The organism is Mycobacterium sp. NTMscope_Eco_3 (assembly GCF_976985685.1).
Map to the genome: position 1 here is coordinate 3,379,847 of NZ_CDRJYZ010000001.1, position 21,006 is coordinate 3,400,852.

Consider the following 21,006-nt stretch of genomic DNA (forward strand, 5'->3'; position numbering starts at 1 on the left):
CACACCGCGTCGTTACGGACTGTCGGCGGCGGCGGTTTGCCGATACGACGGCAACGGCGCGGAAACGGGAGCACAATCGAGGAGTGGCCACGTGGGACGAGGTCGCCCGCATCGTCGGCGAGCTGGCCCTCACCTCCGAGCCGTCACCGCACGACTGGCGGGTCGGCAAGAAATTGCTGGCCTGGGAGCGGCCGCTGCGGCCCTCGGAACGCGAGGCCCTGGCGCGAAACGGCCCAGAACCCCCGCGGGGCGACATCCTCGGTGTTCGGGTGTCCGACGAGGGAGTCAAATTCGCGCTGATCGACGACGAGCCGCAAACCTACTTCACCACCCCGCATTTCGACGGCTATCCCGCCGTGCTGGTCAACCTGGCCGAGATCTCGGTGCGCGACCTCCAGGAGCTCATCACCGAGGCGTGGCTGACGCAGGCGCCGCGGAAATTGGTGCAGGAGTTCCTGGCCGACTCGCGGTGAGATTCACACCTGCCGAAGGTCGATGACCCGTTGCAGGTCGTCGATGCAGGCGGTGACGGCGTCGGCGAGCATCACCTGGGTTTTCTCGCCGGCACCCGACGGCAACTGCGACGCGTGATGGCGGGCCGACGCCGCATACGCGCAGGCGCCGGCGGCGTCGCGGTCGGCGAGTGCGGTTGCGGCGGCGAGCACGACCAGCACCGTGTGCACGGGCTGGGCACGCTGTTCGCGGCCGCCGTCCGGGTTGGGGCCGACCGCCCGGGCCAGCTGCAACACGGAGCCGGCCAGCAGGGCCACGTGCACGGCCTGGTGATCGGCGGCGTGCACGGCGTCGCGCAGGCCCCATCGGCGCGGGGCGATGGTGACGACGTGGCGGGCGGTGGTGCGCGCCTCGAGCAGGCCGCTGAGCTGTTCGTGCACCCGGTCGACGGCCGTCAGCGGCCAGTCCGGCGAGGCGGCTTTGCGTCCGGCGGCGACGTCGGCGGCGCGCGTCAAGACGTCGTGCAGCACGGCCAGCACGCCGACGCGCGCGGCGCGCAGCAGCTGCAGTGGGTCGGCGGGAAACAGCAGCACGGCGAAGACGATGGCCACCGCACCGCCGATCAGCGCGTCGAAGATGCGTTCCAGCCCGACGCCGCCGTGGTAGAGGGCAAGCACCAGGATCGCCGACACGATGGTCTGGTTCGCGAACATCATCCCGTGCCCGATGAAGCCGCCCCGATGAAGACCGCGGCGCCGAGCGCGATCAACGCGGCGACGGCGATGGGCACCGCGCCGGGCCCGAGCAGGCCCTGGACCGCCGAGCCCAGCCCGATGCCGAGGGTCACCCCGATCATCATCTGGATGGCGCGTTGCGCGCGGAGCACGTTGCTGGTCGACAACGACACCGCGGCGGCGATCGGCGCGAAGAACGGCTGCGGGTGGCCCAGGACGTCGTGCGTCAGGTACCAGGACACCCCGGCGGCCGCCGACGTCTGCGCCAGGTTGAACCACACCGCGCGCAGCCGCTTGCCGCCCGCGCGCGCGGCGGCGAGGACCCTCGAGGGCACCGCCGGCCGCGAAGCGCCCACCGGCTAGGTCCGGATTAACTCGAACAGCGGAATCACCCTGCTGGTCTTGGCCTGGTACTCGGCGAAGCCGGGCGCCGCGGCGGTGACCTTGTCGAAGAGAGCGTCGCGCTCGTCGGTCGGCAGCTCGCGCGCAGTGACGTCGAATGCGTCGGTTCCGACCTCGACGCGGGCGCTCGGGTTGGCCCGCAGGTTGTGCACCCAGGCCGGGCTGACCGGGGCGCCGGCGAAGGAGCCGATGATGATGAGCTTGCCGTCGATGTGGAAGTACGCCAGCGGCGACACCCGGGGCTGGCCCGACTTGGCGCCGGTCGTGTGCAGCAGCAGCAGGTTGGCGTTGGCGAACTGGCCGCCGACCTTGCCGCCGTTGGCGCGGAACTCGTCGGCGATGGACTGGTTGAACGCGTTGATGGTCTCGGTGTCCGGGAGGTGTTCGCTCATGCCCGGTCAACCTTCTCGGGCTTGGCGTCTATTCCGGACTCCTTGCGCTGCTGGGCGGTGATCGGCGCCGGCGCATCGGTGAGCGGGTCGACGCCGCCGCCGGTCTTCGGGAACGCGATCACCTCGCGGATGGAGTCCACCCCGGACAGCAGGGCGTTGATCCGGTCCCAGCCGAAGGCGATCCCGCCGTGCGGAGGTGCGCCAAAGGTGAAGGCCTCCAACAGGAACCCGAACTTTTCTTCGGCCTCGGCGTGGTCCAGTCCCATCACCGCGAACACCCGCTCCTGGATGTCGCGGCGGTGGATACGAATCGAGCCGCCGCCGATCTCGTTGCCGTTGCAGACGATGTCGTAGGCGTCGGCGAGCACGTTGCCCGGATCGGTGTCGATCGCGTCCTCGTGACCCGGCTTGGGTGAGGTGAACGCGTGGTGCACCGCGGTCCACGCGCCCGAGCCGACGGCCACGTCGCCGGCCGCGGTCGCGTCGTCGGCGGGCTCGAACAGCGGCGGGTCCACCACCCAGACGAACGCCCAGGCGTCCGGGTCGATCATGCCCAGCCGGTGCGCGATCTCACCGCGCGCCGCCCCCAGCAGGGCCCGCGACGGCTTCGCCGGGCCCGCCGAGAAGAACACGCAGTCCCCCGGCTTGGCCCCCACGTGGGCGGCCAGGCCGTCGCGTTCGGCGTCGGACAGGTTCTTGGCGACCGGGCCGCCCAGCGTGCCGTCGTCGGCGATCAGCACGTAGGCCAGCCCGCGGTGGCCGCGCTGCTTGGCCCACTCCTGCCAGCCGTCCAGCGTCCGCCGGGGCTGCGAGGCGCCGCCCGGCATCACCACGGCACCGACGTACGGTGCCTGGAAGACGCGAAATGTGGTGTCGGAGAAGAACTCTGTGCAGTCGACGAGTTCGAGCCCGAAACGCATGTCGGGCTTGTCGGAGCCGAACCGTTGCATCGCCTCGGCGTAGCTGATCCGCGGGATGGGCGTCGGGATCTCATACCCGATCAGCGCCCACAGCGCGGACAGGATCTCCTCGGAGATGGCGAGGATGTCCTCGGCGTCCACGAAGCTCATCTCCATGTCGAGCTGGGTGAACTCCGGCTGGCGGTCGGCGCGGAAATCCTCGTCGCGGTAGCAGCGGGCGATCTGGTAGTAGCGCTCCATCCCGGCGACCATCAGCAGCTGCTTGAACAGCTGCGGGCTCTGCGGCAGGGCGTAGAACGAGCCGGGGTGCAGCCGGGCCGGCACCAGAAAGTCGCGCGCGCCTTCGGGGGTCGAGCGGGTGATCGTCGGTGTTTCGATCTCCACGAAATCGTGCTGCGCGAGCACCGCGCGCGCGGCGGCATTCACCTTGGAGCGCAACCGAATTGCTTCCGAGGGGCCGTCGCGCCGCAAATCGAGGTAGCGGTACTTCAGCCGCAGTTCCTCGCCGGCGGGCTCGTCGAGCTGGAAGGGCAGCGGCGCGCTCTCCCCCAGCACGGTCAGCGCGGTGGCGTTGACCTCGATGTCGCCGGTGGCGATCTCGGGGTTGGCGTTGCCTTCCGGGCGGATCTCGACCACGCCGGTGACCGCGACGCAGAACTCGGCGCGCAGCCGGTGCGCCTGGGCCAGCACGTCGTCGGCGCGGAACACCACCTGGGTGATCCCGGAGGCGTCGCGCAGGTCGATGAAGATGACGCCGCCGTGGTCGCGGCGGCGGGCCACCCAGCCCGCTAGCGTCACCTGCTGCCCGGCGTCGCTACTCCTCAGCGACCCGGCGGCGTGGCTGCGCAGCACAAAAACACTCCCCTTCACGTTGGACGACAGATCAGTCTAAGGGGCGGTGTAGTTTCGCTCGTATCGCCACAAACATCGCACTCGTCGGTCCGGGCGCCGTCGGTACGACGGTCGCCGCGCTGCTGCATCGGGCCGGACATTCGATCGTGGTGTGCGGCCGCACCCCGCGCGAGAGCATCGAACTGCGGCCCGACGGCGCCGACCCGATCGTCGTCCCCGGCCCGGTGCACACCGATCCCGCGGAGGTTTCCGGCCCGGTGGACGTGGTGCTGTTGGCCGTCAAGGCCACCCAGAACGCGCGGGCGGCCGGCTGGCTGGCCCGGCTCTGCGACGTCCACACCATCGTCGTGGTGCTGCAAAACGGTGTGGAGCAGGTCGAGCAGGTGCGGCCGCACTGCCCGCAATCGCCCGTCATCCCCGGCATCGTTTGGTACTCGGCCGAGTCCCAGCCCGGCGGCTGGGTGCGGCTGCGCGGCGAGGCGGCCCTGGTGCTGCCCAGCGGGCCCTCGGCGGCGACGGTCGCCGACCTGCTGCGCGGCGCCGGCTGCCGGGTGGACTGCGACCCCGACATCATCACCGCGGCCTGGCGCAAGCTGCTCACCAACGCGCTGGCCGGGTTCATGGCGCTGTCGCGGCGGCGGTCCGGGATGTTCCGCCGCGACGACGTGGCCGCGCTGTCGCGCGGCTATGTCGCCGAATGCCTGGCCGTCGCCCGCGCCGAGGGCGCCCGCCTGCCCGACGGCATCGTCGACGAGTTGGCCGACATGTTCCGCAACGTCGCCGAGGACATGAGCACGTCGATCCTGGCCGACGCGGAAAATCACCGGCCGATGGAATGGGACGTCCGCAACGGCGTGATCATTCGCAAGGCCCGCGCTCACGGCCTGGCCACACCGATCAGCGACGTCGTGGTGCCCTTACTGGCCGCGGCCAGCGACGGCCCCGGCTAGATTATTTTCATGTTCCCCTGCGAGCGCGTCGACGTGAACTTCATCGATACGGCGCCATTTGCGTTCCGCAACAGCGTCGACCTGGCCATCACCCCCGAGCAGCTGTTCGAGGTGCTCTCCGACGCGGGGTCCTGGCCGCGCTGGGCGAAGGTGATCACCAAGGTGACCTGGACCAGCCCCGAGCCGCGCGGCGTCGGCACCACCCGCGTCGTCGAGATGCGCGGCGGCATCGTCGGCAACGAGGAATTCCTCGCGTGGGAACCCTTCACGCACATGGCGTTTCGGTTCAATGAATGCTCGACCAAATCCGTGGCGGCCTTCGCCGAGGACTACCGGGTCGAGGTTATCCCGGGCGGCTGCCGGCTGACGTGGACCATGGCCCAGAAGCCGGCCGGCCCGGCGAAGCTGGCGATGGTGGTGGTCGGGCCGCTGCTGAACCTGGCCCTGCGCCGATACCTGCGCAATCTCCGCAGCTACACCGACTCCCTTGCGACCCGGCAACCTTAGGAGCGTGTCATGACCTTCAACGAGGGCATGCAGATCGACACCAGCGCAGCGTCGTCGTCCGGCGGCGGCGGGATGGGGATGGCCGTCGGGGGCGGCGGCCTCGGGCTGATCATCCTGCTCGGGGCGCTGTTTTTGGGCGTCGACCCCGGTCGCGTGATGAACCAGCCGCAGACCAACACCGGCGGCTATTCCGCGCCCGGCTTCGACCTGAGCCAGTGCAAGACCGGCGCCGACGCCAACAAGTACGTGCAGTGCCGCGTGGTCGCCACCGGCAACTCCGTGGACGCGGTGTGGCATCAGCTGATGAACGGTTACACCCGCCCCCATGTGCGGCTGTTCACCGCCCGGGTGAGCACCGGCTGCGGGGCGGCCACCACCGCGGTCGGGCCGTTCTACTGCCCGGCCGACCAGACGGCGTACTTCGACACCGATTTCTTCCAAGAGCTGGTCGACCGATTCGGTTCCAGCGGTGGGCCATTCGCCCAGGAGTACGTCGTTGCCCACGAATACGGCCACCACGTGCAACAGCTGCAGGGCCTGCTCGGCCGCGCCCAGCAGGGCGCGCAGGGCTCCGGCGGCAACGGCGTGCGCACCGAGCTGCAGGCCGACTGCTACGCCGGGATCTGGGCGCACTACGCCTCGACGGTCAAGCAGGAGAGCACCGGTGTGCCCTACCTGGAGCCGTTGAGCGACAAGGACATTGCCGACGCCCTCTCGGCCGCGGCGTCGGTGGGCGACGACCGCATCCAGAAGCAGGCGACCGGACGGGTCAACCCCGAGTCCTGGACGCACGGTTCCTCGGACCAGCGCCAGCATTGGTTCACCGTCGGCTATCAGACCGGTGACCCGAAGAAGTGCGACACCTTCTCCGCGCCGGAATTGGGCTAGCCCTACGACGATGCACCCCGCGCAGCGGGGTGAGGAGGAGTAGGGCAATCGGGCTAGCCCTACGACGATGCAGCCCGCGCAGCGGGGTGAGGACGAGTAGGGCAATCGGGCTAAGCCAGTAGGCCTTTCAGTTCGGTGCGACCCTGCTCATCGAGCGGGAGCAGCGGCGCGCGCGGGTCCCCGACCGGGAAGTCGAGCAGCTCCAGACCGGCCTTGACGGTGGTGGCCAGTCCGCCCGCGACGATGAAGGTGAGCAGCGGCTTGAGATCGTCGTACAGCTTCTGGGCCGTGTCGAGGTCGTTCGCCCGCACCGCCTCGTAGAGGTCGATGCACGGCTGGGGCCGCAAACACGGTGCGGCCGTGCACCATCCGGACGCGCCGGCCTTGAGCGCGTCGAGCACCAGCGGGTTGCTGCCGTTGTAGAAGGGCAGCCGGTTGCCGGACAGTTCGGCGATGCGCTGCATGCGGGTCAGGTCGCCGGTGGACTCCTTGACCATGGTCACGTTGTCGATGGATTCGAACATGCGGACCAGCAACTCGGGCGGCATGTCGACGCCGCTGGTGGCCGGGTTGTTGTAGGCCATGATCGGGATCGAGATGGCGTCGCCGATACTGCGGTAGTGCTGGAAGATCTCCCGCTCGCTCAGCTTCCAGTAGGACACGGGCAGGATCATCACGGCGTCGGCCCCGGCCTGCTGGGCGTAGGTGGCGCGCCGAACGGTCTTGGCGGTGGTCACATCCGACACGCCGACGACCACCGGCACCCGGCCCGCGACGGTGGCGATGGTGGTGTCGACCACGGTGTCGAATTCGGGTTCGTCCAGATAGGCCAGTTCACCGGTGCTGCCCAGCGGCGCGATCGCATGAACGCCCGCGGACACCAGCCGGTCGACCAGCGCCGCAAGGCGTTTCGTGTCGATGCCGTCCCCAGAGAACGGCGTTACCGGGTAGGCGATGATGCCGTGGATCTTGGTCTCGGACGTTTGCACCACAGGCGGACTCCTCGGATTCGGTTGGTGGGTAACGGTTTAGCCGGCCAGCAGGTCCGGGTGCCGGGCCAGGGCCCGGCGGGCGTAGTAGGCGAAGTTGGCGCGACTACGCTGCGGCGACAGCGTCCAGTCGTGGGCCTCGCGGGCCAGTTCTTCGGGTAGCTCTTTGACGGTGCCGGCGGCCATGGCGGCCAGCTGCAGTTTGGCGGCGCGCTCGATGAGGACTCCCAACGAGCACGCCTCCTCGACGCTGGCGCCGGCGATGACGTGGCCGTGGTGGGCCAGCAGGACCGCCTTCTTGTCGCCGAGCGCGGCGGAGATGATCTCCCCCTCTTCGTTGCCGACCGGCACGCCCGGCCACTTGGCCAGAAACGCGCAGTCGCCGTAGAGCGGTGTGGTGTCCATGTGGGACACGATCAGCGGAACCTCCAGCATCGACAGCGCCGCCACGTGGAACGCGTGCGTGTGCACGATGCATTGCACGTCGGGGCGGGCGCGATAGATCCAGCTGTGAAAACGGTTGGCGGGGTTGGCCATCCCGTCACCATCGAGGACGTTGAGGTCCTCGTCGACCAGGAGCAGGTTGGCGTCGGTGATCTCGTCGAAACCCAGGCCGAGCCGCTGGGTGTAGTAGGTGCCGTCCGCCTCGGCGCGGGCGGTGATCTGTCCGGCCAGCCCGGAGTCGTGCCCGGCGTCGAACAGCGCGCGGCACGTCAGGGCCAGCTTCTGGCGTGTGGTCAGCTGCGAATCGGCGGCGTCTTTGGCTTGAAAGGCCGTCAACTGTTCGGCGGCCCGGCGCATCAAGTCGGATTTCGAATCGGTGAACGTGCTGGCCATAACGGGCTCCCTCGGCGATATGACACAATAGTATCACTATAGGAAACCTTGTGTCATGAGAGGGGCGGCCGGTGACCGCACTGCTGCGCGCGGTCCGCAAGCAACGCGGCCTCACCCTGGAGGCCCTGGCCCAGCAGACCGGGCTGACCAAGAGCTACCTGTCGAAGATCGAACGTCGGCGCAGCACGCCGTCGATCGCGGTCGCCCTCAAGGTCGCCAAGGCGCTGGACGTCGACGTCGGGCGGCTGTTCTCCGACGAGGCGGCGCACGAGAAGATCACCGTCGAACGCGCCGCGACCGCCGAGGGCGAGCGCTACCGGGTGCTGGCCGCGTCGCTGCTGGGAAAGTCGATGTCGCCGTTCGTGGTTCGCCCGACGGAGATGCTGGCCGATGACCCGCATCCGGAGCACGCGGGTCAGGAATTCATGTTCGTGCACGCCGGGACCGTCGAACTCGACTACGGGGATCAGACGTACACGCTCGGGCCCGGCGACAGCGCCTATTTCGACGCGTCGATCAGCCACAAGGTCCGGGCCGTGGGCGCCGAACCCGCCGAAGTCGTCGTCGTGGCTACCAGGGACGCGTCGAGCAGGTGACGCCGGTGGTGGCGCTCTGGGTCACCACGACCTGGCCGTCCACCGCGATCTGGCACTGAATCTGCGGCATGTTCGACGAGTCGCAGTCCGGCCAGTGGCATCCGCCGCTGGCGTTGACGAACGCCCACTGGTTGGGGTCCGCCAGGGTGGCGTTGTAGACGAGCGGCTGCCCGGCGGCGAACGCCGTCTGCACGGTGTTCAGGAACTGCGACGAGTTCGAGTTGAAGGCCGCCTGGCTGGGCGGATCGCTGTTCATGTACCTGACGTTGCCGGTCAGGTTGCCGGTGGCGGTGATCGTGTACGTCACCTGGTGGCCGGCGGGATCCGCATGGGAGGTCGCGGGCGTCGCAATCATCGCAGCGGCCGCGGCAAACGTCGCCGCCGCGATCCCCGTGGTCGCTATTCGCACGTTCGTCATATCTCAAACGCTACCGAATCCGTTACAGCCGCATCCGGGAAACGGCTCCTACCATGCGGGGCGTTCACCTTCAGGTTGCTCGGCTCCGGTATGAAGCAAGGGTGAGCACCGATTCGGAACCCGCCGGCATCAGCCGCCGCCGGTTACTCACATCGAGTGCGGCCTCCGCGGTCCTCGGCGGCGTCGGGGTGGGCGGCGCCACGCTGCTGTGGTCGCAGTCCGCAAGCTCCCGCGGGCCGTCGGCCTGGTTGCAGCCCGACCGCAACGGCGCGCCGCCGATCGGCGGCCTGCACCTGCAATTCGGCAAGGACGCCGCGACCGAGGTGGTGGTCTCCTGGCACACCACCGACGCCGTCCGCAATCCGCGCGTCATGCTCGGCACACCGACATCCGGCTTCGGCCGCACCGTGGCCGCCGAGACCCGCACCTACCGGGACGCGAAGTCCAACACCGAAGTTCGCGTCAACCACGCCCGGCTGACCGACCTGACCCCGGACACCGACTACGTGTACGCCGCGGTGCACGACGGCGCCGAACCGGAACAGGGAACCGTGCGCACGGCACCGTCGGGACGAAAGCCATTGCGTTTCACCAGCTTCGGCGACCAATCCACCCCGGCCCTGGCCAAGATGCCCGACGGTCGCTATGCCACCGACAACATCGGCTCGCCCGCCGCCGCCGACACCACCATGGCCATCGAGCGCCTCGGCCCGCTGTTCAACCTGGTCAACGGCGACCTGTGCTACGCCAACCTGGCCCAAAACCGGATCCGCACCTGGTCGAACTGGTTCGACAACAACACCCGCTCGGCGCGCCACCGGCCCTGGATGCCGGCGGCCGGCAACCACGAGAACGAATTGGGGAACGGCCCAATCGGTTACGGCGCCTACCAGACCTACTTCGCGGTGCCCGATTCCGGTTCCAGCCCCCAGACCCGCGGCCTGTGGTACTCGTTCACCGCCGGGTCGGTGCGGGTGATCAGCCTGGCCAACGACGACGTGGCCTACCAGGACGGCGGCAACTCCTACGTGCACGGCTACTCCGGCGGAGAGCAAAAGCGCTGGCTGGCAAGCGAACTCGCCGCGGCCAGGAGCGATCCGGACATCGACTGGGTGGTCGTGTGCATGCACCAGACGGCGATCTCCACCGCCGACAAGACCAACGGGGCCGACCTGGGCATTCGGGAGGAATGGCTGCCGCTGTTCGACCGGTATGGGGTCGATCTGGTGGTGTGCGGCCACGAACACCACTACGAGCGCTCGCACCCGTTGCGGGGGACGCTGGGGACCGACACCCGAACGCCGATACCCGTGGACACCCGAAGCGATCTCATCGACTCCACCCGGGGAACGGTGCACCTGGTCATCGGCGGCGGCGGCACCTCGGCGCCGAGCAACGGGATGTTCTTCCCCGAACCCCGATGCCGGGTGGTCACCGGCGTGGGGGCGTTTGACCCCGGACTGCGGCGCAAGGCGCCGATCTACGTCCTCGAGGACGCGCCATGGTCGGCGTTCCGCGACCGCGACAACCCTTACGGCTTCGCGGCTTTCGACGTCGACCCGGGCCACCCCGGCGGCAACACCTCGATCAAGGCGACGCACTATGCGCTGCGGGGCCCGCTCGGCGCCATGGTCGTGATCGACGAATTCACGCTGACCAAGCCGCGCCGCGACAAGACCGGCTAGCTCAAAACAACGTCTGCTGAACGGGTTCCGGCGCCGCGGCCGAAACCGCCTGGGAGAACGGGCGGTGATCGCCGGCCAGCCGGTATTTGGCGATCAGCGGGGCGGCCCGCTCCCGCAGCATGTCGCGATAACCCTGCGGCAGGTAGGCGCCCCGCCGGTACAGCTCGCGGTAGCGGCCGACCAGTTCGGGATGGGAGCGCGCCAGCCAGGACATGAACCATCCGCGGGTCGAGCTGCGCAGGTGCAGACCGAAAACCGTCACGCTGCCGCCGCCGGCCGCCGCGATCTGGCCGAGCAGCCCGTCGAGATGCTCGACGGAATCGGTGAGATACGGCAGCACCGGCGCGACCATCACATGACAGTCCAGCCCCGCGGCGCGGATCGCGCCGATCAGACCCAGCCGGGCCTGCGGGGTGGGCGTGCCGGGCTCGACGTCGCGGTGCAGCTCGGCATCCCCGACCGCCAGCGACACCGCGACCGACACCGGGACCTGCGCTGTGGCGTCGGCGATCAGCGGCAGGTCGCGGCGCAGCAGGGTGCCCTTGGTCAGGATCGAGAACGGCGTACCCGATTCGGCCAGGGCGCCGATGATGGCGGGCATCAACGCGTAGCGCCCCTCGGCCCGCTGGTAGGGATCGGTGTTGGTGCCCAGGGCGACGGTCTCGCGCTGCCACGACGGGCGGCGCAGTTCGCGGCGCAGCACCTCGGCCACGTTGGTCTTGACGACGACCTGGGTGTCAAAGTCGTTGCCGCAGTTCAACTCCAGATATTCGTGGGTGGGCCGGGCGAAGCAGTACCGGCAGGCATGCGAGCAGCCGCGGTAGCCGTTGACCGTATAGCGAAACGGCAGGGCCGCCGCGTTCGGCACCTTGTTCAGCGCGGACTTGCACAGCACCTCGTGAAAGGTGATCCCCTCGAACTGCGGCGAGCGCACGCTGCGGACGAAACCGATACGTTGCAGCCCCGGCAGCGCCCCGTCCTCCACCGGCTTCCCGTTGACCGCGACGGCCTGGTTTGCCCACCGCATCCCTTCATTCGAACATCAGTTCGAGATCGAGTCAAGCGCCGGCGGCTCATCCGACCCTGTGTGCGCCTTCGAAAGTCGGCCTTGTGCGAGGTAGCAAACCAGATTAGTTTCGGTTAACCGAGGCGAAGGCGGGGTGTTCAGGCATGCGTTTGATCCATGTCGCGGCGGCGGTAGGCATTCCCGTCGTCGTACTGATGGGGGCGTCGCCCGCTCACGCGGAAACCGGCGCCAATGGCTACGCCCAATGCATCGGAGGCGACGCGAAGCCCCCACCGCCGGGGGTGAGTGCAGACCTGTGGTTCCCCAGCGTCCATGTGATTGACAACGACATTATTTCGGGTGTGCCAGCTGCCGAAGTCGTTGAGAGGTTGGTGAACATGGGAGTCAAGCGCGAGGACGCCGTTCGCCGCGTGCAGTGTTATCTGGTCAACTCACCGCATTAGCCCTCTTCTGATGAAGGCCGGACCCGGGGCTAAGCTTCGGATCGTCGCCCTCCACGTCAGCCACGAGGACTTATGACCGAACGCATCGAGACTTCCCGCACAATCGCCGCACCCGCGTCGGACATCTTCGCCGTGCTGTGCGACCCGCAGGGCCACGTGGCGATCGATTCGTCCGGGATGCTCCAAGACGCCGAGGGTGATCCGGTGCGCGGCGTCGGCGACACCTTCGTCGTCCACATGGACCGCGAATCCTTGAATGATTTCCCGCAATTGGGCAGATACGACGTCACCGTCGACATCAAGCAGTTCGAGCAGGATCGCCTGATTGCGTGGACGGTTCTGGGGCAGATCCAACCGCCGATCGGCCATGTGTACGGCTACGTGCTGGCGCCCACCGAAGACGGCGCGGCCACCGTGGTCACCTCGTTCTACGACTGGTCGGACATCGACCCCAAGTGGCGGGAAGCCGGGATTTTCCCGATCCTGTCTGAGGGCGCGCTGCGGGCGACCCTGGGGATTCTCGACCGCACCGTCCGCCGCGGTTATCCCCGAGGAATAATCCTGTAGCCGGGCGGCAGAAAGGATCGACATGTTGCATTCGATGATTCTGGCGAGTTCGGATCCCGTCGCGGCCGGCTTCATTCTGCGTGGCATCAAAGGGATTTTCGTCGCGATCGGCAGCATCATCGCCGCAATAGTCTGCGGCGTCATCGCCATGATGAAGGGCCGCAACCCACTGGGATGGGGAATCCTTGGACTGTTCTTCTCCATCCTCACCCTGATTGTGGTGATCGTCATTCCCAGCAAGAAATGACCGGACCGCGCCGTCCGACGCCGGCGCGTTAGAACGGCGGCGGCTCCCCATCCCCGACGGCGTGGGTCGAATCGGAATACCAAGCGTGCGAAGGCCTTTCGGCCTGGCGCGCCAGTCGGTTGTGTTTGCGTTCGGTGGCGATGCGGGTGGCGCGGTCTTGGGTGCGGGTGCGGCGGCGTTGGGGCATCATCGCGGCACGGTCGGCGCAGGGTTGGGGTCTTGGCGCCGGGGCGGGCAGTGGCAGTTCGGCGGTGGGTGCGCACAGGCTGGGAAACAGCAGGGCGCTGCCCGGGGTGCTCACATAAGTGCGCCCGGCCGGGGAGGTCCAGATCAGCGTGCCGTCGGGCAGTTGCTGGTCGCGCCAGCCCCAAAACGTTTTCACCAAATGATGCGTCCGGCACAAAGCCTTGAGGTTAGTGATAAGTCATGAATGTGCCCGCTTACTTTGGGCCTAGAAGGATTCGCGTTAAGGATCCGCAAACCGGGCACACGGCGAGTGCTGGTTGGATGCGCCACATCGTCACCTCATCGGAGTCCACCGCGCCACGCCAGGGCTGAGAACTCCGCACCGGGATCAGCACTGCCATCTGAGACCTCGATGTTTACCACCGCAGAACCCCGGGATGGGAGTGAGCGTGCGCGCACCATGTTGCGCAAATTCAACGGAAGCCGTCACAGTGTGGCGGTGCCGGGGCGGTTGCGCGCCGGCTATAAGATGGCCCAGTGCAAATGTTGCAGTCTATTAATGAGTTGCAGCTGGTGGTTTTGGAGCGGTCGGTGATATCGATATGCGCTGTTTGCCTACATCTCCGAGGCGTGGCGGTGTCCGATCCACCGGGGCTGACTTTGTTGTCCCGGTTGATGCAGCACTCATTCGCTGATGGGCTCAGCTATTCGGGGGCCGTGTCGGCCGTGATGGGCCATGCGGTGGGTTTGTGCCCGAGCTGCGGCGCGGACGGCTGGCTAACGGAGCCAACCTCGTGAGTAGTTTCCGTCCAGTCGGCGATCCCACCGAGCTTGCAGATGATCTGTGCTGCGCGGAGTCCACGCACGTCGGGCAGACGTCTCTGGCGCGGGACGGGGAATGGCATCGCGCCGCGCGTTGGGCGCGGCGTCTGGCCTGGGTCAGCCTGATCGCGATGCTCACCGAGGGTGTCGTGGGGCTGTGGCAGGGCCTGGCGGTCGGGTCTATCGCACTGACTGGGTGGGCGCTAAGCAGCGCGCCAGAGGGCTTGGCCAGCGCGATGGTGGCGTGGCGGTTCACCGGCTCGCGGACTCTGTCCGAGACCGCCGAACGGCGCGCCCAGCACGGTGTTGCGGTGTCGTTTTGGCTGACAGCCCCCTACATCGCCGCCGAATCTATTCGGCACCTCGCTGGTGGGCACCACGCTGAGACGTCGATGATCGGTATCGTGTTGACGGCCGCTACCTTGTTGGCGATGCCTATCCTCGGCCGGGCCAAAAAGCAACTCGCCGTCCGGCTGGGCTCGCCGGCCACCGCTGGCGAAGGTACCCAGAACTATCTTTGTGCGGCCCAGGCCGCCGCGGTGTTGGTCGGCCTGGCGGTAACTGCCCACTGGCCGGGGAGCTGGTGGTTTGATCCGGCGATCGGGCTTGCGATCGCCGCGGTCGCCGTGTGGCAAGGCATTCGAGCCTGGCGCGGCGAGGACTGTGGATGTTGAATCAGAACGACACGTCAGCGAGCACCGTCAGCCGCGGGGGGATGGGGCAGGCGGCTGCTGGTGACCTCCGCCATCGGCCGTGGTTGTGCCGGATCGCTGACCACCCCCGCCTTTGGGACTACTCCATAACTCGCGTTCACCAATGGGCCCGCTATGCGGGCACCTCCCATGTCGAACAACCATGGCGACTGGCAGTTGTGATGGCGCCAGCAGTGGCCCCCAATCCGAAATTTTATAGGTTTTCTCGGGCAGCAGCGTTGGGCGGAGGCGACTTCTCTTAACGCGGTCTTGGTAGCGTTGTGCCACCGCCTATCACCGGACAGGAAAGACATGCCGGACACGCCAACCCGTGAGACGCGCCTGCGGGCGCTGGTGCTCGGCTACAACGGGCTGCTGGCCGGGGTTGCCGGATTCATCAATTCGGTGGCGCTGCTGGTCTTGGCGTTTCCGGTGGGCAACCTGACCGCGTTGAGCACCCAGCTGGGCATGGATTCAGCCAATCCGCTGCTGTACGAGAGCTGCATGATCGCACTGATCGTAGGCGGATTTCTGGCCGGAGCCGCCGGGGCCGGCGCTGTACTGGCGCCGGTGCAAACCCACACCAGTGCGCGCCACGCCGCGGTCCTGCTCGCCGAGGCCGCGCTGCTGTTGGCCGCAGCCGGTATCGAGATTCCCGGGTTCAAGGCGCTGCTGGCTGCGGCCGCGTGCGGGCTGCAAAACGCGATGACCTCGAACTCGCCCGGGATGGCAATCCGCACAACGCACTTCACCGGCACCATCACCGACCTCGGATTGATACTGGGCCGCAGCCGCCGCCACGGGATGGACAAGTGGAAGGCCGCGGTGCTCACGACGACCGTGGTGCTATTCGTCGGCGGCGGCGCGACGGGCGCCCTCATTGGCGGCCGGTTGGGCCACAACGCACTGCTTCTTCCAGCTGCCGCCTGCCTGGCTGTCGCGATAGCCAGCCTGCTGTATAGCCGGCGGCGCAGCACCCGATTGGCCCGCGCGATATCGGCCCCCGAGCGCTCGCATCGCTCCCTTGCTGATCAGGCGACGGCGGGGTAACCGCGGAGCCCAAGCCATGCGCATTCGTATATGCGCATGCGTTTATAGTTTGTTAGTCTGGGCGGGTAAGGCATCGCCGTTGCCTGATTAGGGAGGTCCAAATGGCAGACGAGCGCGGATCAATGGAGGCCAAAGAGTCAACGCTGCTGTGTCCGCGGTGTGTGTCGCAGATGCTGCCGGTGCAGCGCTTCGGCGTGACGATCGATCAGTGCACGGGTTGCGGCGGCGTCTTCCTGGACCGGGGCGAACTAGAGCAACTCTCCGAGGCCGAGGCCAAGTTCTACGCCGCCCAACAGCCACCCCAACCCGCGCCACCGCCGGGAGGGTATGCGCCTGCGCAGTACCCAGCGCAGCCCGCGTACGTCGAAAATCCCCGCCCTAGAGGATTTTTGGGTGGATTGTTCGGAGAAGGCTATTACGGTGGTCGCCACGGAGGATATCGCGGCGGACATCACTGACATTGATGTGTTGACGCGGTCCGGTTAAGGATTGGTCGTGGTCTGCTACCGGTAGCGTCCGCCGTAACTGATGCCATGCTGGGTTGTTCTTGAATTAGTCAATTCAGCCAACTCAGCGCCGGCGTGCCCAGGATCTGAGCGGCGCGATCCTGGCATTGATTTGTAAATCGCCGCAACGGGTCGTCTGTGTGCGGCGCGGATCGCAGCGTAGCTTGACGTTTTTCGGTGCGACGGTGTCGGTCCGTTTCACGATCGCGACCTGGCGTCCCCTCGAGTCATCTTTTAACACATGTGAGATGAAGCGGTGCGGCGGGACCCCACACTTCTGCTCGATATGGCCACAGCCCCGGACTACGGCGGTGTGGTGTTCCTCCTTTGTTATCCGAGGGTCGTCGAGGGTGGTAGCACTGTCAGGCGGGGCATGAACCGGAGGTCGGTTTCGCCGACGTTGCCTATGCCGCGCCCGGCCATCGTTGCCAGCGGCGCGCCGAGCATGCTTGCGGGAGCCCCCGTTGTGGCTCCTGGGGCAGTGGCCAGGCTGGTGCTGGGCAGCGCCGTCGCGGCAGAACTCATTGCTGGGGCCGCCGATGCCCAGGTTTGGGGCACCGACAACGCCCCGACCGTGGCCGCCCGGCCCACGCCCGCCGACACGGCCGCCCCGCCGAGTCCTGCTGAGCCGGGTGCTCCCAGCGCGCTGGACGCAAGCGCGCCCGTCAGCCCCGGTCCCGAAGCTGCGGTGCTGGCGGCGGTGACGGCCGGCATCAGAGATTTCAGCTGATTCGCGTTCGAGAGCAGCGCACTCGATATCCACCCAACCGAACTTGTCATCGACAACGCCGGATTCATGGAACTGAGCGACGAACTCAACGACGACAGCGACCCCGTCGATGACTCGGACGTGGACGATAGCGGGGAGGCGAGCTGCTGCAGGGCCGTGGGCACCGTGGAGGTCACCTGAGACAGGACCGCTTGCGCGTCGGTGCTGGCCGAGCTGCCGACAGCTTGGCCGACCGCGGTCCCCTGTCCGGCCAGGCCGGCCGGGTTGCTGGCGGGCTGCGGCGGGGTGAACGGGGTCAGGAGCGACGCACTGGCCGAGGCGGCGGCGTAGCCATACATCGCGGCGACGTCTTGGGCCCACATCGCCGCGTACTGTGCCTCGGTGGCCGCGATCGCGGGCGTGTTTTGCCCGAGGATGTTGGTCGCGATCAGCGACAGCAACAGGCTGCGGTTGGCCGCGATGACTGGTGGCGGCACCGTCATCGCAAAGGCCGACTCATAGGCGGCCGCGGCCGCCATGGCCTGCGAAGCCGTCTGCTGTGCCGTGGCGGCAGTGGTGTCCATCCACGCCACGAAAGGGGCGCTCGCGGCGGCCATCGCCGCCGACGCCGGACCCAGCCACGGTCCGCTCGTCAGCCCTGAAACCACCGAGGAATACGAAGCGGCCTCCGCATATAGCTGCTCGGCGAGCCCCGCCCAGGCCGACGCTGCGGCCAGCATCGAGCCCGGGCCCGGACCGGCATAAATCCTTGCCGAGTTGATCTCGGGTGGCAAAGCTGCGAAATCCATCATTCACCTCGGAGTGCTTAGCCGGCCGCGATCGCGTTGGCGGCCTCGGTGAGCGCATACGAATCAGCTCTGACACCAAGGGGTTTCGCGACTAATTCGTGGATCGCCGCAGCTTGGGCGCTGACGGCCTGGTACATCTGCGCGCGCGCGGCGAACTGCAGCGCCGTCAACGCCGACACCTCACCGGCGGCGGCGGGAACCACCCCGGTCGTCGGGGCGGCCACGGCCGCGTTTTCGGCGCTCATCGCCGAGCCGATGCCCTGCATATCGTCTGCCGGTGCAGTCAGAGCCTTCGGCTGGGTAGTCACAAAAATCATGGGCTGCTCCTCACTGTTTCCGCCTGGACTTCTTCTGATGGACACGACTCAACCCGCGCATCGGAGAACGCGGGTCCGGCGGAGCGGGCGGGGTTGAGGTGGTGCAGGGCAACTGTGGCGATGATGCCGATGAGAACCAGCCCGCCCCACACCAGTGCGCCGGCGCTGAGCCGTTGTGCCGCACCGAATATCGATCCGGTAGCCAGGTTGCCGACGAGGATTCCGGCTCCGACGATGGTGTTGTAGAACCCGTAATGGGTGGCCACGAGCCGGCCTCCGGCCAGCGAGACGACGGTGTCCATCTCGAAGGGGAAGACCGCGGCCGAACCGACGGCCAGCAGTGCCGCCGACACCAGCAGGGCCCCCACCGCCGCGGGTGTCCCGAACCGATGGCCGTCGGGGACGACCGTCAGCGGCACAAACGAGGCCGCCAGGATGGCCACACCGATGGCCAGGCTACGTCCAGATCCCCAGCGTTTGGTGAACCAACGGGTGATGCGCAGCTGTCCGATCACCGCAACCAGGCCAGAGACAACGAAAAGAACTGCAACCAAAGCCTTTCCAGAGCGCGGCGTCAGCATCGACGCCTGCAGCGGCAGCGCCAGGTACACCTGGAACGTCAACACGTAGGAGCCGATCATCGCCGCCGCGAAGAGCAGGAACGGCCGGTTGCCGGCGACAACCCGCCAGTCCTGCAGAAACGACTTCTGCTGCGGCGCCGAATCGACACCGCGTTGCGGCAACGCCAACAGCTGCGCCACGGTCAACACTGCGAACACGGCCGCCGCTGCCGCCGCCGTGACCTGAAAGTCAACGGCCACCAGGACCAGTCCGACCAGCGGACCCAACAGGATTCCGGCCTGATAGAAGAGGCTGAACATGGCGAAGGCCTCCACCCGGCGATCTCCGGCGTCAGCGGCCAGATAGGCACGCACCGCCGGGTTGAACAAGGCGCCGGCGAAACCGGTTGCCGCCGCGGCGATAAGCACAGCCGGCAACGAGTGAGCCACCACAAGCAGCGCGAAACCGCCTGTGCGCAACAGACATCCAGCCACGATCAACGGCTTGTAGCCCAGCCGGTCGGCCAGCGTGCCGCCCACGATGAACATGCCCTGCTGGGAGAAATTCCGCACGCCCAGCACCAATCCCACCGCCCAGGCGGCCAGCCCGAGCGGGCCAGCCAGGTACCCCGCCAGATACGGCATCAGCATGTAAAAACCCATGTTGATGCCGAACTGGTTGATCATCAGTACCCGGCTGGGCCCGTCGAATCCGCGAAACCGCGCGATAAAGCCCTTCATCGCGACACCAGTGTGGGGTTGGTGATGGTGGTGGTGCGGGTCCAGGAGGTGATGACGTGTTGGTTGGGGTCGGTGAGGGTGGTGGGCTCGGCGACGGGTTGCCAGTTCAACAGCTGGTGCTCGCGGCAGTAGTCGTCGTTGTAGATGGTGTCGAAGTAGCGTTGGGGTCCGTCGGGAAACACTGCGGCGATGCGGGTGTCTTTGGGGTAGGTGCGCGCGGCCCAGCCGGCGACCAGCGTGACGGCGCCGACGCTCCAGCCGCCGCTGGCGAACTGGCTGGCCGCCAAAGTGCGTGCCGCCCAGACGGCTTCGTGTGGGGCCACCCAGTGCACCTCGTTGAAGGCGGGGTAGTCGATGTTGGCCGGGTGGATGCTGGAGCCCAGTCCGCGCATGAGCCGGGTGGTGGCCGGTTGGCCGAAAATGGTCGAGCCGATGGTGTCGACCCCGATCAGTTTCATGTCGGGGTTGAATCGGCGCAGCACCCGCGCCACGCCGGCGGAGTGTCCCCCGGTGCCTACCGAGCAGACCAGCACGTCGACGTTGCCGAGCTGATCAAGCAGCTCCAACGCCAACGATCGGTAGCCGGTGATGTTGTCGGGGTTGCTGTATTGGTCGGGGCACCAAGCCCCCGGCTCGGCGGCCAGGACTTGGGCGACGCGGTCTTTGCGGGCCTGTTGCCAGCCCCCCACCGGGTGCGGCTCGGTGACCAGCTCGACATCGGCGCCGTAGGCGGCCAGCATGTGGCGCACGATCGGTTCCATGCCGGTGTCGGTGACCACGGTGACCGGATGCCCGTAGGCTTGCCCGGCCAGCGCCAGGCCCAATCCGAGGCTGCCGCTGGTGGAATCCACGATGCGGGCCCCGGGTGTGAGTTCGCCGCGGGCCCGGGCGGCTTCGACCATGTGCAGGGCGGGGCGGTCTTTCATGCTGCCGCCGGGGTTGAACCCCTCCAACTTGGCCCAAAACCCGCGTCCGGGCGGGACCAGCGGGGCCGAGATCCGCAACACCGGCGTGTTACCCACCAGCGCGGCGGGTCGCCGATAGGTACCAGGGGCACGCTGGCCGCAGTCGCGCGGCTCGAGGACCGTCAGCGCCGCAACGGAATGAACACAAATGTTGTCAAAAGAACGAACTTCAGTCATCGGAATCGTCGCTTTCCTGCGAAGCCGCGAACCAGAGCGCGGCACTTGACATGGGTCAGCGGTCACCGGCCGCCGCCACAAAGGGCAGAAACGGCCTGGCGCTGACCAGTCAGCGACGAGACAAGCAGAACCGGGTCAAGACGTCTTGACCGGTAACAGAAAAAGCCGGGGCACGCGGGGGGCCGCGCCCGGCGGGCACCCCAAACCAGGCCAGCCCACCAGCGACGGCCACGGCCACGGCCAACACCACACCCAACGCGGCCAGCGCGGCCACCGCAGTACCCGAGCGCGGCAACACCGCCGTGGTGAACTGCTCAGGATGCTCGCCCGACAATCCTTTGCCCACATGCGAATGATCGACGCCGAAACTGGGATGATCACCACCACTTGTCGAGGCCACAACCGCAGGTGCAGGCCGCGCCACCGATGAGTGCGAAGGCATGATCACACTGTCGGCGCCGATTAGCACGCCCCACGCCGCCAACCACACTGCAGTTCCCACCACCGCCACATACCGCAGCCGTAGTAACCAGCTAGCGCCGCCCAACCTCATTACAGCCCGTTC

The 21,006-nt window shown here is 67.6% G+C and carries 23 protein-coding genes and 2 pseudogenes; 12 read left to right on the forward strand and 13 right to left on the reverse strand.

The window, feature by feature from the left end; translation table 11 throughout:
- The first annotated feature begins 83 nt into the window (after positions 1-83).
- On the forward strand, positions 84-473 hold the full coding sequence (locus AC0KTM_RS15205; RefSeq protein WP_008258269.1) for an MmcQ/YjbR family DNA-binding protein: 390 nt from the start codon (positions 84-86) through the stop codon (positions 471-473).
- Positions 474-476: 3 nt separating this feature from the next.
- Here the strand turns inward: AC0KTM_RS15205 and AC0KTM_RS15210 are convergent.
- The 3 genes and pseudogenes from AC0KTM_RS15210 to aspS all read right to left on the reverse strand — a co-directional run bounded on the left by AC0KTM_RS15210 (position 477) and on the right by aspS (position 3,771).
- Positions 477-1,543, reverse strand: a pseudogene (locus tag AC0KTM_RS15210) (FUSC family protein).
- 3 nt (positions 1,544-1,546) lie between these two features.
- Entirely contained in the window at positions 1,547-1,981 is a 435-nt protein-coding gene (locus AC0KTM_RS15215; protein WP_238956304.1) for a nitroreductase family deazaflavin-dependent oxidoreductase, read from the reverse strand.
- A complete protein-coding gene (aspS, locus tag AC0KTM_RS15220; RefSeq protein ID WP_238956305.1) occupies positions 1,978-3,771 on the reverse strand; it encodes an aspartate--tRNA ligase in 1,794 nt (597 codons plus the stop codon). Before aspS ends, AC0KTM_RS15215 begins: the two co-directional genes overlap by 4 nt.
- A gap of 44 nt (positions 3,772-3,815) precedes the next feature.
- Here aspS and AC0KTM_RS15225 point away from each other — a divergent pair, with 44 nt between their 5' ends.
- The 3 genes from AC0KTM_RS15225 to ypfJ are packed head-to-tail and all read left to right on the forward strand — an operon-like array spanning position 3,816 to position 6,098.
- On the forward strand, positions 3,816-4,703 hold the full coding sequence (locus tag AC0KTM_RS15225) for an oxidoreductase (protein ID WP_238957323.1): 888 nt from the start codon (positions 3,816-3,818) through the stop codon (positions 4,701-4,703).
- 9 nt (positions 4,704-4,712) lie between these two features.
- On the forward strand, positions 4,713-5,210 hold the full coding sequence (locus AC0KTM_RS15230; protein WP_225328485.1) for an SRPBCC family protein: 498 nt from the start codon (positions 4,713-4,715) through the stop codon (positions 5,208-5,210).
- Positions 5,211-5,219: 9 nt separating this feature from the next.
- Entirely contained in the window at positions 5,220-6,098 is an 879-nt protein-coding gene (gene ypfJ / locus AC0KTM_RS15235) for a KPN_02809 family neutral zinc metallopeptidase (protein WP_238956306.1), read from the forward strand.
- Positions 6,099-6,208: 110 nt separating this feature from the next.
- On the opposite strand, the gene AC0KTM_RS15240 is transcribed toward ypfJ, so the two are convergent.
- Both AC0KTM_RS15240 and AC0KTM_RS15245 read right to left on the reverse strand, forming a co-directional pair.
- Positions 6,209-7,090 (reverse strand): dihydrodipicolinate synthase family protein, encoded by an 882-nt coding sequence (locus AC0KTM_RS15240; RefSeq protein ID WP_238956307.1) that lies wholly within the window; start codon positions 7,088-7,090, stop codon positions 6,209-6,211.
- 36 nt (positions 7,091-7,126) lie between these two features.
- A complete protein-coding gene (locus AC0KTM_RS15245; protein ID WP_472416050.1) occupies positions 7,127-7,924 on the reverse strand; it encodes an aldolase in 798 nt (265 codons plus the stop codon).
- 71 nt (positions 7,925-7,995) lie between these two features.
- Here AC0KTM_RS15245 and AC0KTM_RS15250 point away from each other — a divergent pair, with 71 nt between their 5' ends.
- Positions 7,996-8,520 carry a helix-turn-helix domain-containing protein gene (locus AC0KTM_RS15250; protein ID WP_472416052.1) on the forward strand — a complete coding sequence of 175 codons (525 nt, stop codon included), beginning with the start codon at positions 7,996-7,998 and terminating at the stop codon, positions 8,518-8,520.
- Here the strand turns inward: AC0KTM_RS15250 and AC0KTM_RS15255 are convergent.
- On the reverse strand, positions 8,495-8,938 hold the full coding sequence (locus AC0KTM_RS15255) for a hypothetical protein (RefSeq protein ID WP_238956309.1): 444 nt from the start codon (positions 8,936-8,938) through the stop codon (positions 8,495-8,497). The two genes, AC0KTM_RS15250 and AC0KTM_RS15255, sit on opposite strands and share 26 nt — an antisense overlap.
- 101 nt (positions 8,939-9,039) lie before the next feature.
- On the opposite strand from AC0KTM_RS15255, the gene AC0KTM_RS15260 reads away from it, so the two are divergent.
- Positions 9,040-10,623 (forward strand): purple acid phosphatase family protein, encoded by a 1,584-nt coding sequence (locus tag AC0KTM_RS15260; protein ID WP_472416054.1) that lies wholly within the window; start codon positions 9,040-9,042, stop codon positions 10,621-10,623.
- A gap of 1 nt (position 10,624) precedes the next feature.
- Here the strand turns inward: AC0KTM_RS15260 and AC0KTM_RS15265 are convergent, their stop codons facing one another.
- Positions 10,625-11,650: an Rv2578c family radical SAM protein gene (locus tag AC0KTM_RS15265; protein ID WP_225328492.1), complete on the reverse strand. Its 1,026-nt coding sequence runs from the start codon at positions 11,648-11,650 to the stop codon at positions 10,625-10,627.
- 143 nt (positions 11,651-11,793) lie between these two features.
- Between AC0KTM_RS15265 and AC0KTM_RS15270 the strand changes: the two genes are divergently transcribed.
- From AC0KTM_RS15270 to AC0KTM_RS15280, 3 genes are all read left to right on the forward strand, one after another.
- Entirely contained in the window at positions 11,794-12,093 is a 300-nt protein-coding gene (locus AC0KTM_RS15270) for a glycosyltransferase family protein (RefSeq protein ID WP_238956312.1), read from the forward strand.
- Between the two features lie 72 nt (positions 12,094-12,165).
- A complete protein-coding gene (locus AC0KTM_RS15275) occupies positions 12,166-12,660 on the forward strand; it encodes an SRPBCC family protein (protein WP_225328494.1) in 495 nt (164 codons plus the stop codon).
- A 22-nt stretch (positions 12,661-12,682) separates the two neighbouring features.
- Positions 12,683-12,907: a deoxyribodipyrimidine photolyase gene (locus tag AC0KTM_RS15280; RefSeq protein WP_225328495.1), complete on the forward strand. Its 225-nt coding sequence runs from the start codon at positions 12,683-12,685 to the stop codon at positions 12,905-12,907.
- A 28-nt stretch (positions 12,908-12,935) separates the two neighbouring features.
- Here AC0KTM_RS15280 and AC0KTM_RS15285 read toward each other — a convergent pair.
- Positions 12,936-13,325, reverse strand: a pseudogene (locus AC0KTM_RS15285) (hypothetical protein); the annotation flags it as partial.
- 610 nt (positions 13,326-13,935) lie between these two features.
- Here AC0KTM_RS15285 and AC0KTM_RS15290 point away from each other — a divergent pair.
- The 3 genes from AC0KTM_RS15290 to AC0KTM_RS15300 all read left to right on the forward strand — a co-directional run bounded on the left by AC0KTM_RS15290 (position 13,936) and on the right by AC0KTM_RS15300 (position 16,115).
- The gene (locus AC0KTM_RS15290) at positions 13,936-14,589 is read left to right on the forward strand and encodes a cation efflux transmembrane domain-containing protein (RefSeq protein WP_043955849.1); all 654 of its coding nucleotides are present in this window, start codon (positions 13,936-13,938) and stop codon (positions 14,587-14,589) included.
- A gap of 330 nt (positions 14,590-14,919) precedes the next feature.
- A complete protein-coding gene (locus AC0KTM_RS15295; protein ID WP_008260692.1) occupies positions 14,920-15,657 on the forward strand; it encodes a DUF1275 family protein in 738 nt (245 codons plus the stop codon).
- Between the two features lie 122 nt (positions 15,658-15,779).
- A complete protein-coding gene (locus tag AC0KTM_RS15300) occupies positions 15,780-16,115 on the forward strand; it encodes a TFIIB-type zinc ribbon-containing protein (RefSeq protein WP_014942886.1) in 336 nt (111 codons plus the stop codon).
- A gap of 378 nt (positions 16,116-16,493) precedes the next feature.
- Here AC0KTM_RS15300 and AC0KTM_RS15305 read toward each other — a convergent pair whose 3' ends face one another.
- The 5 genes from AC0KTM_RS15305 to lpqS all read right to left on the reverse strand — a co-directional run bounded on the left by AC0KTM_RS15305 (position 16,494) and on the right by lpqS (position 20,994).
- Positions 16,494-17,684, reverse strand: coding sequence for a PPE family protein (locus tag AC0KTM_RS15305; protein ID WP_008260696.1), 1,191 nt, complete (start codon positions 17,682-17,684; stop codon positions 16,494-16,496).
- 14 nt (positions 17,685-17,698) lie between these two features.
- Positions 17,699-17,998 (reverse strand): PE family protein, encoded by a 300-nt coding sequence (locus tag AC0KTM_RS15310; protein ID WP_036429500.1) that lies wholly within the window; start codon positions 17,996-17,998, stop codon positions 17,699-17,701.
- A complete protein-coding gene (locus AC0KTM_RS15315; protein WP_008260700.1) occupies positions 17,995-19,299 on the reverse strand; it encodes an MFS transporter in 1,305 nt (434 codons plus the stop codon). The genes AC0KTM_RS15310 and AC0KTM_RS15315 overlap by 4 nt, the downstream gene beginning before the upstream one ends.
- Positions 19,296-20,441, reverse strand: a complete 1,146-nt coding sequence (locus AC0KTM_RS15320) for a PLP-dependent cysteine synthase family protein (RefSeq protein WP_036429502.1) — start codon at positions 20,439-20,441, stop codon at positions 19,296-19,298. Before AC0KTM_RS15320 ends, AC0KTM_RS15315 begins: the two co-directional genes overlap by 4 nt.
- Positions 20,442-20,550: 109 nt before the next feature.
- A complete protein-coding gene (gene lpqS / locus AC0KTM_RS15325) occupies positions 20,551-20,994 on the reverse strand; it encodes a putative copper homeostasis (lipo)protein LpqS (RefSeq protein WP_046182027.1) in 444 nt (147 codons plus the stop codon).
- Positions 20,995-21,006 lie beyond the last annotated feature (12 nt).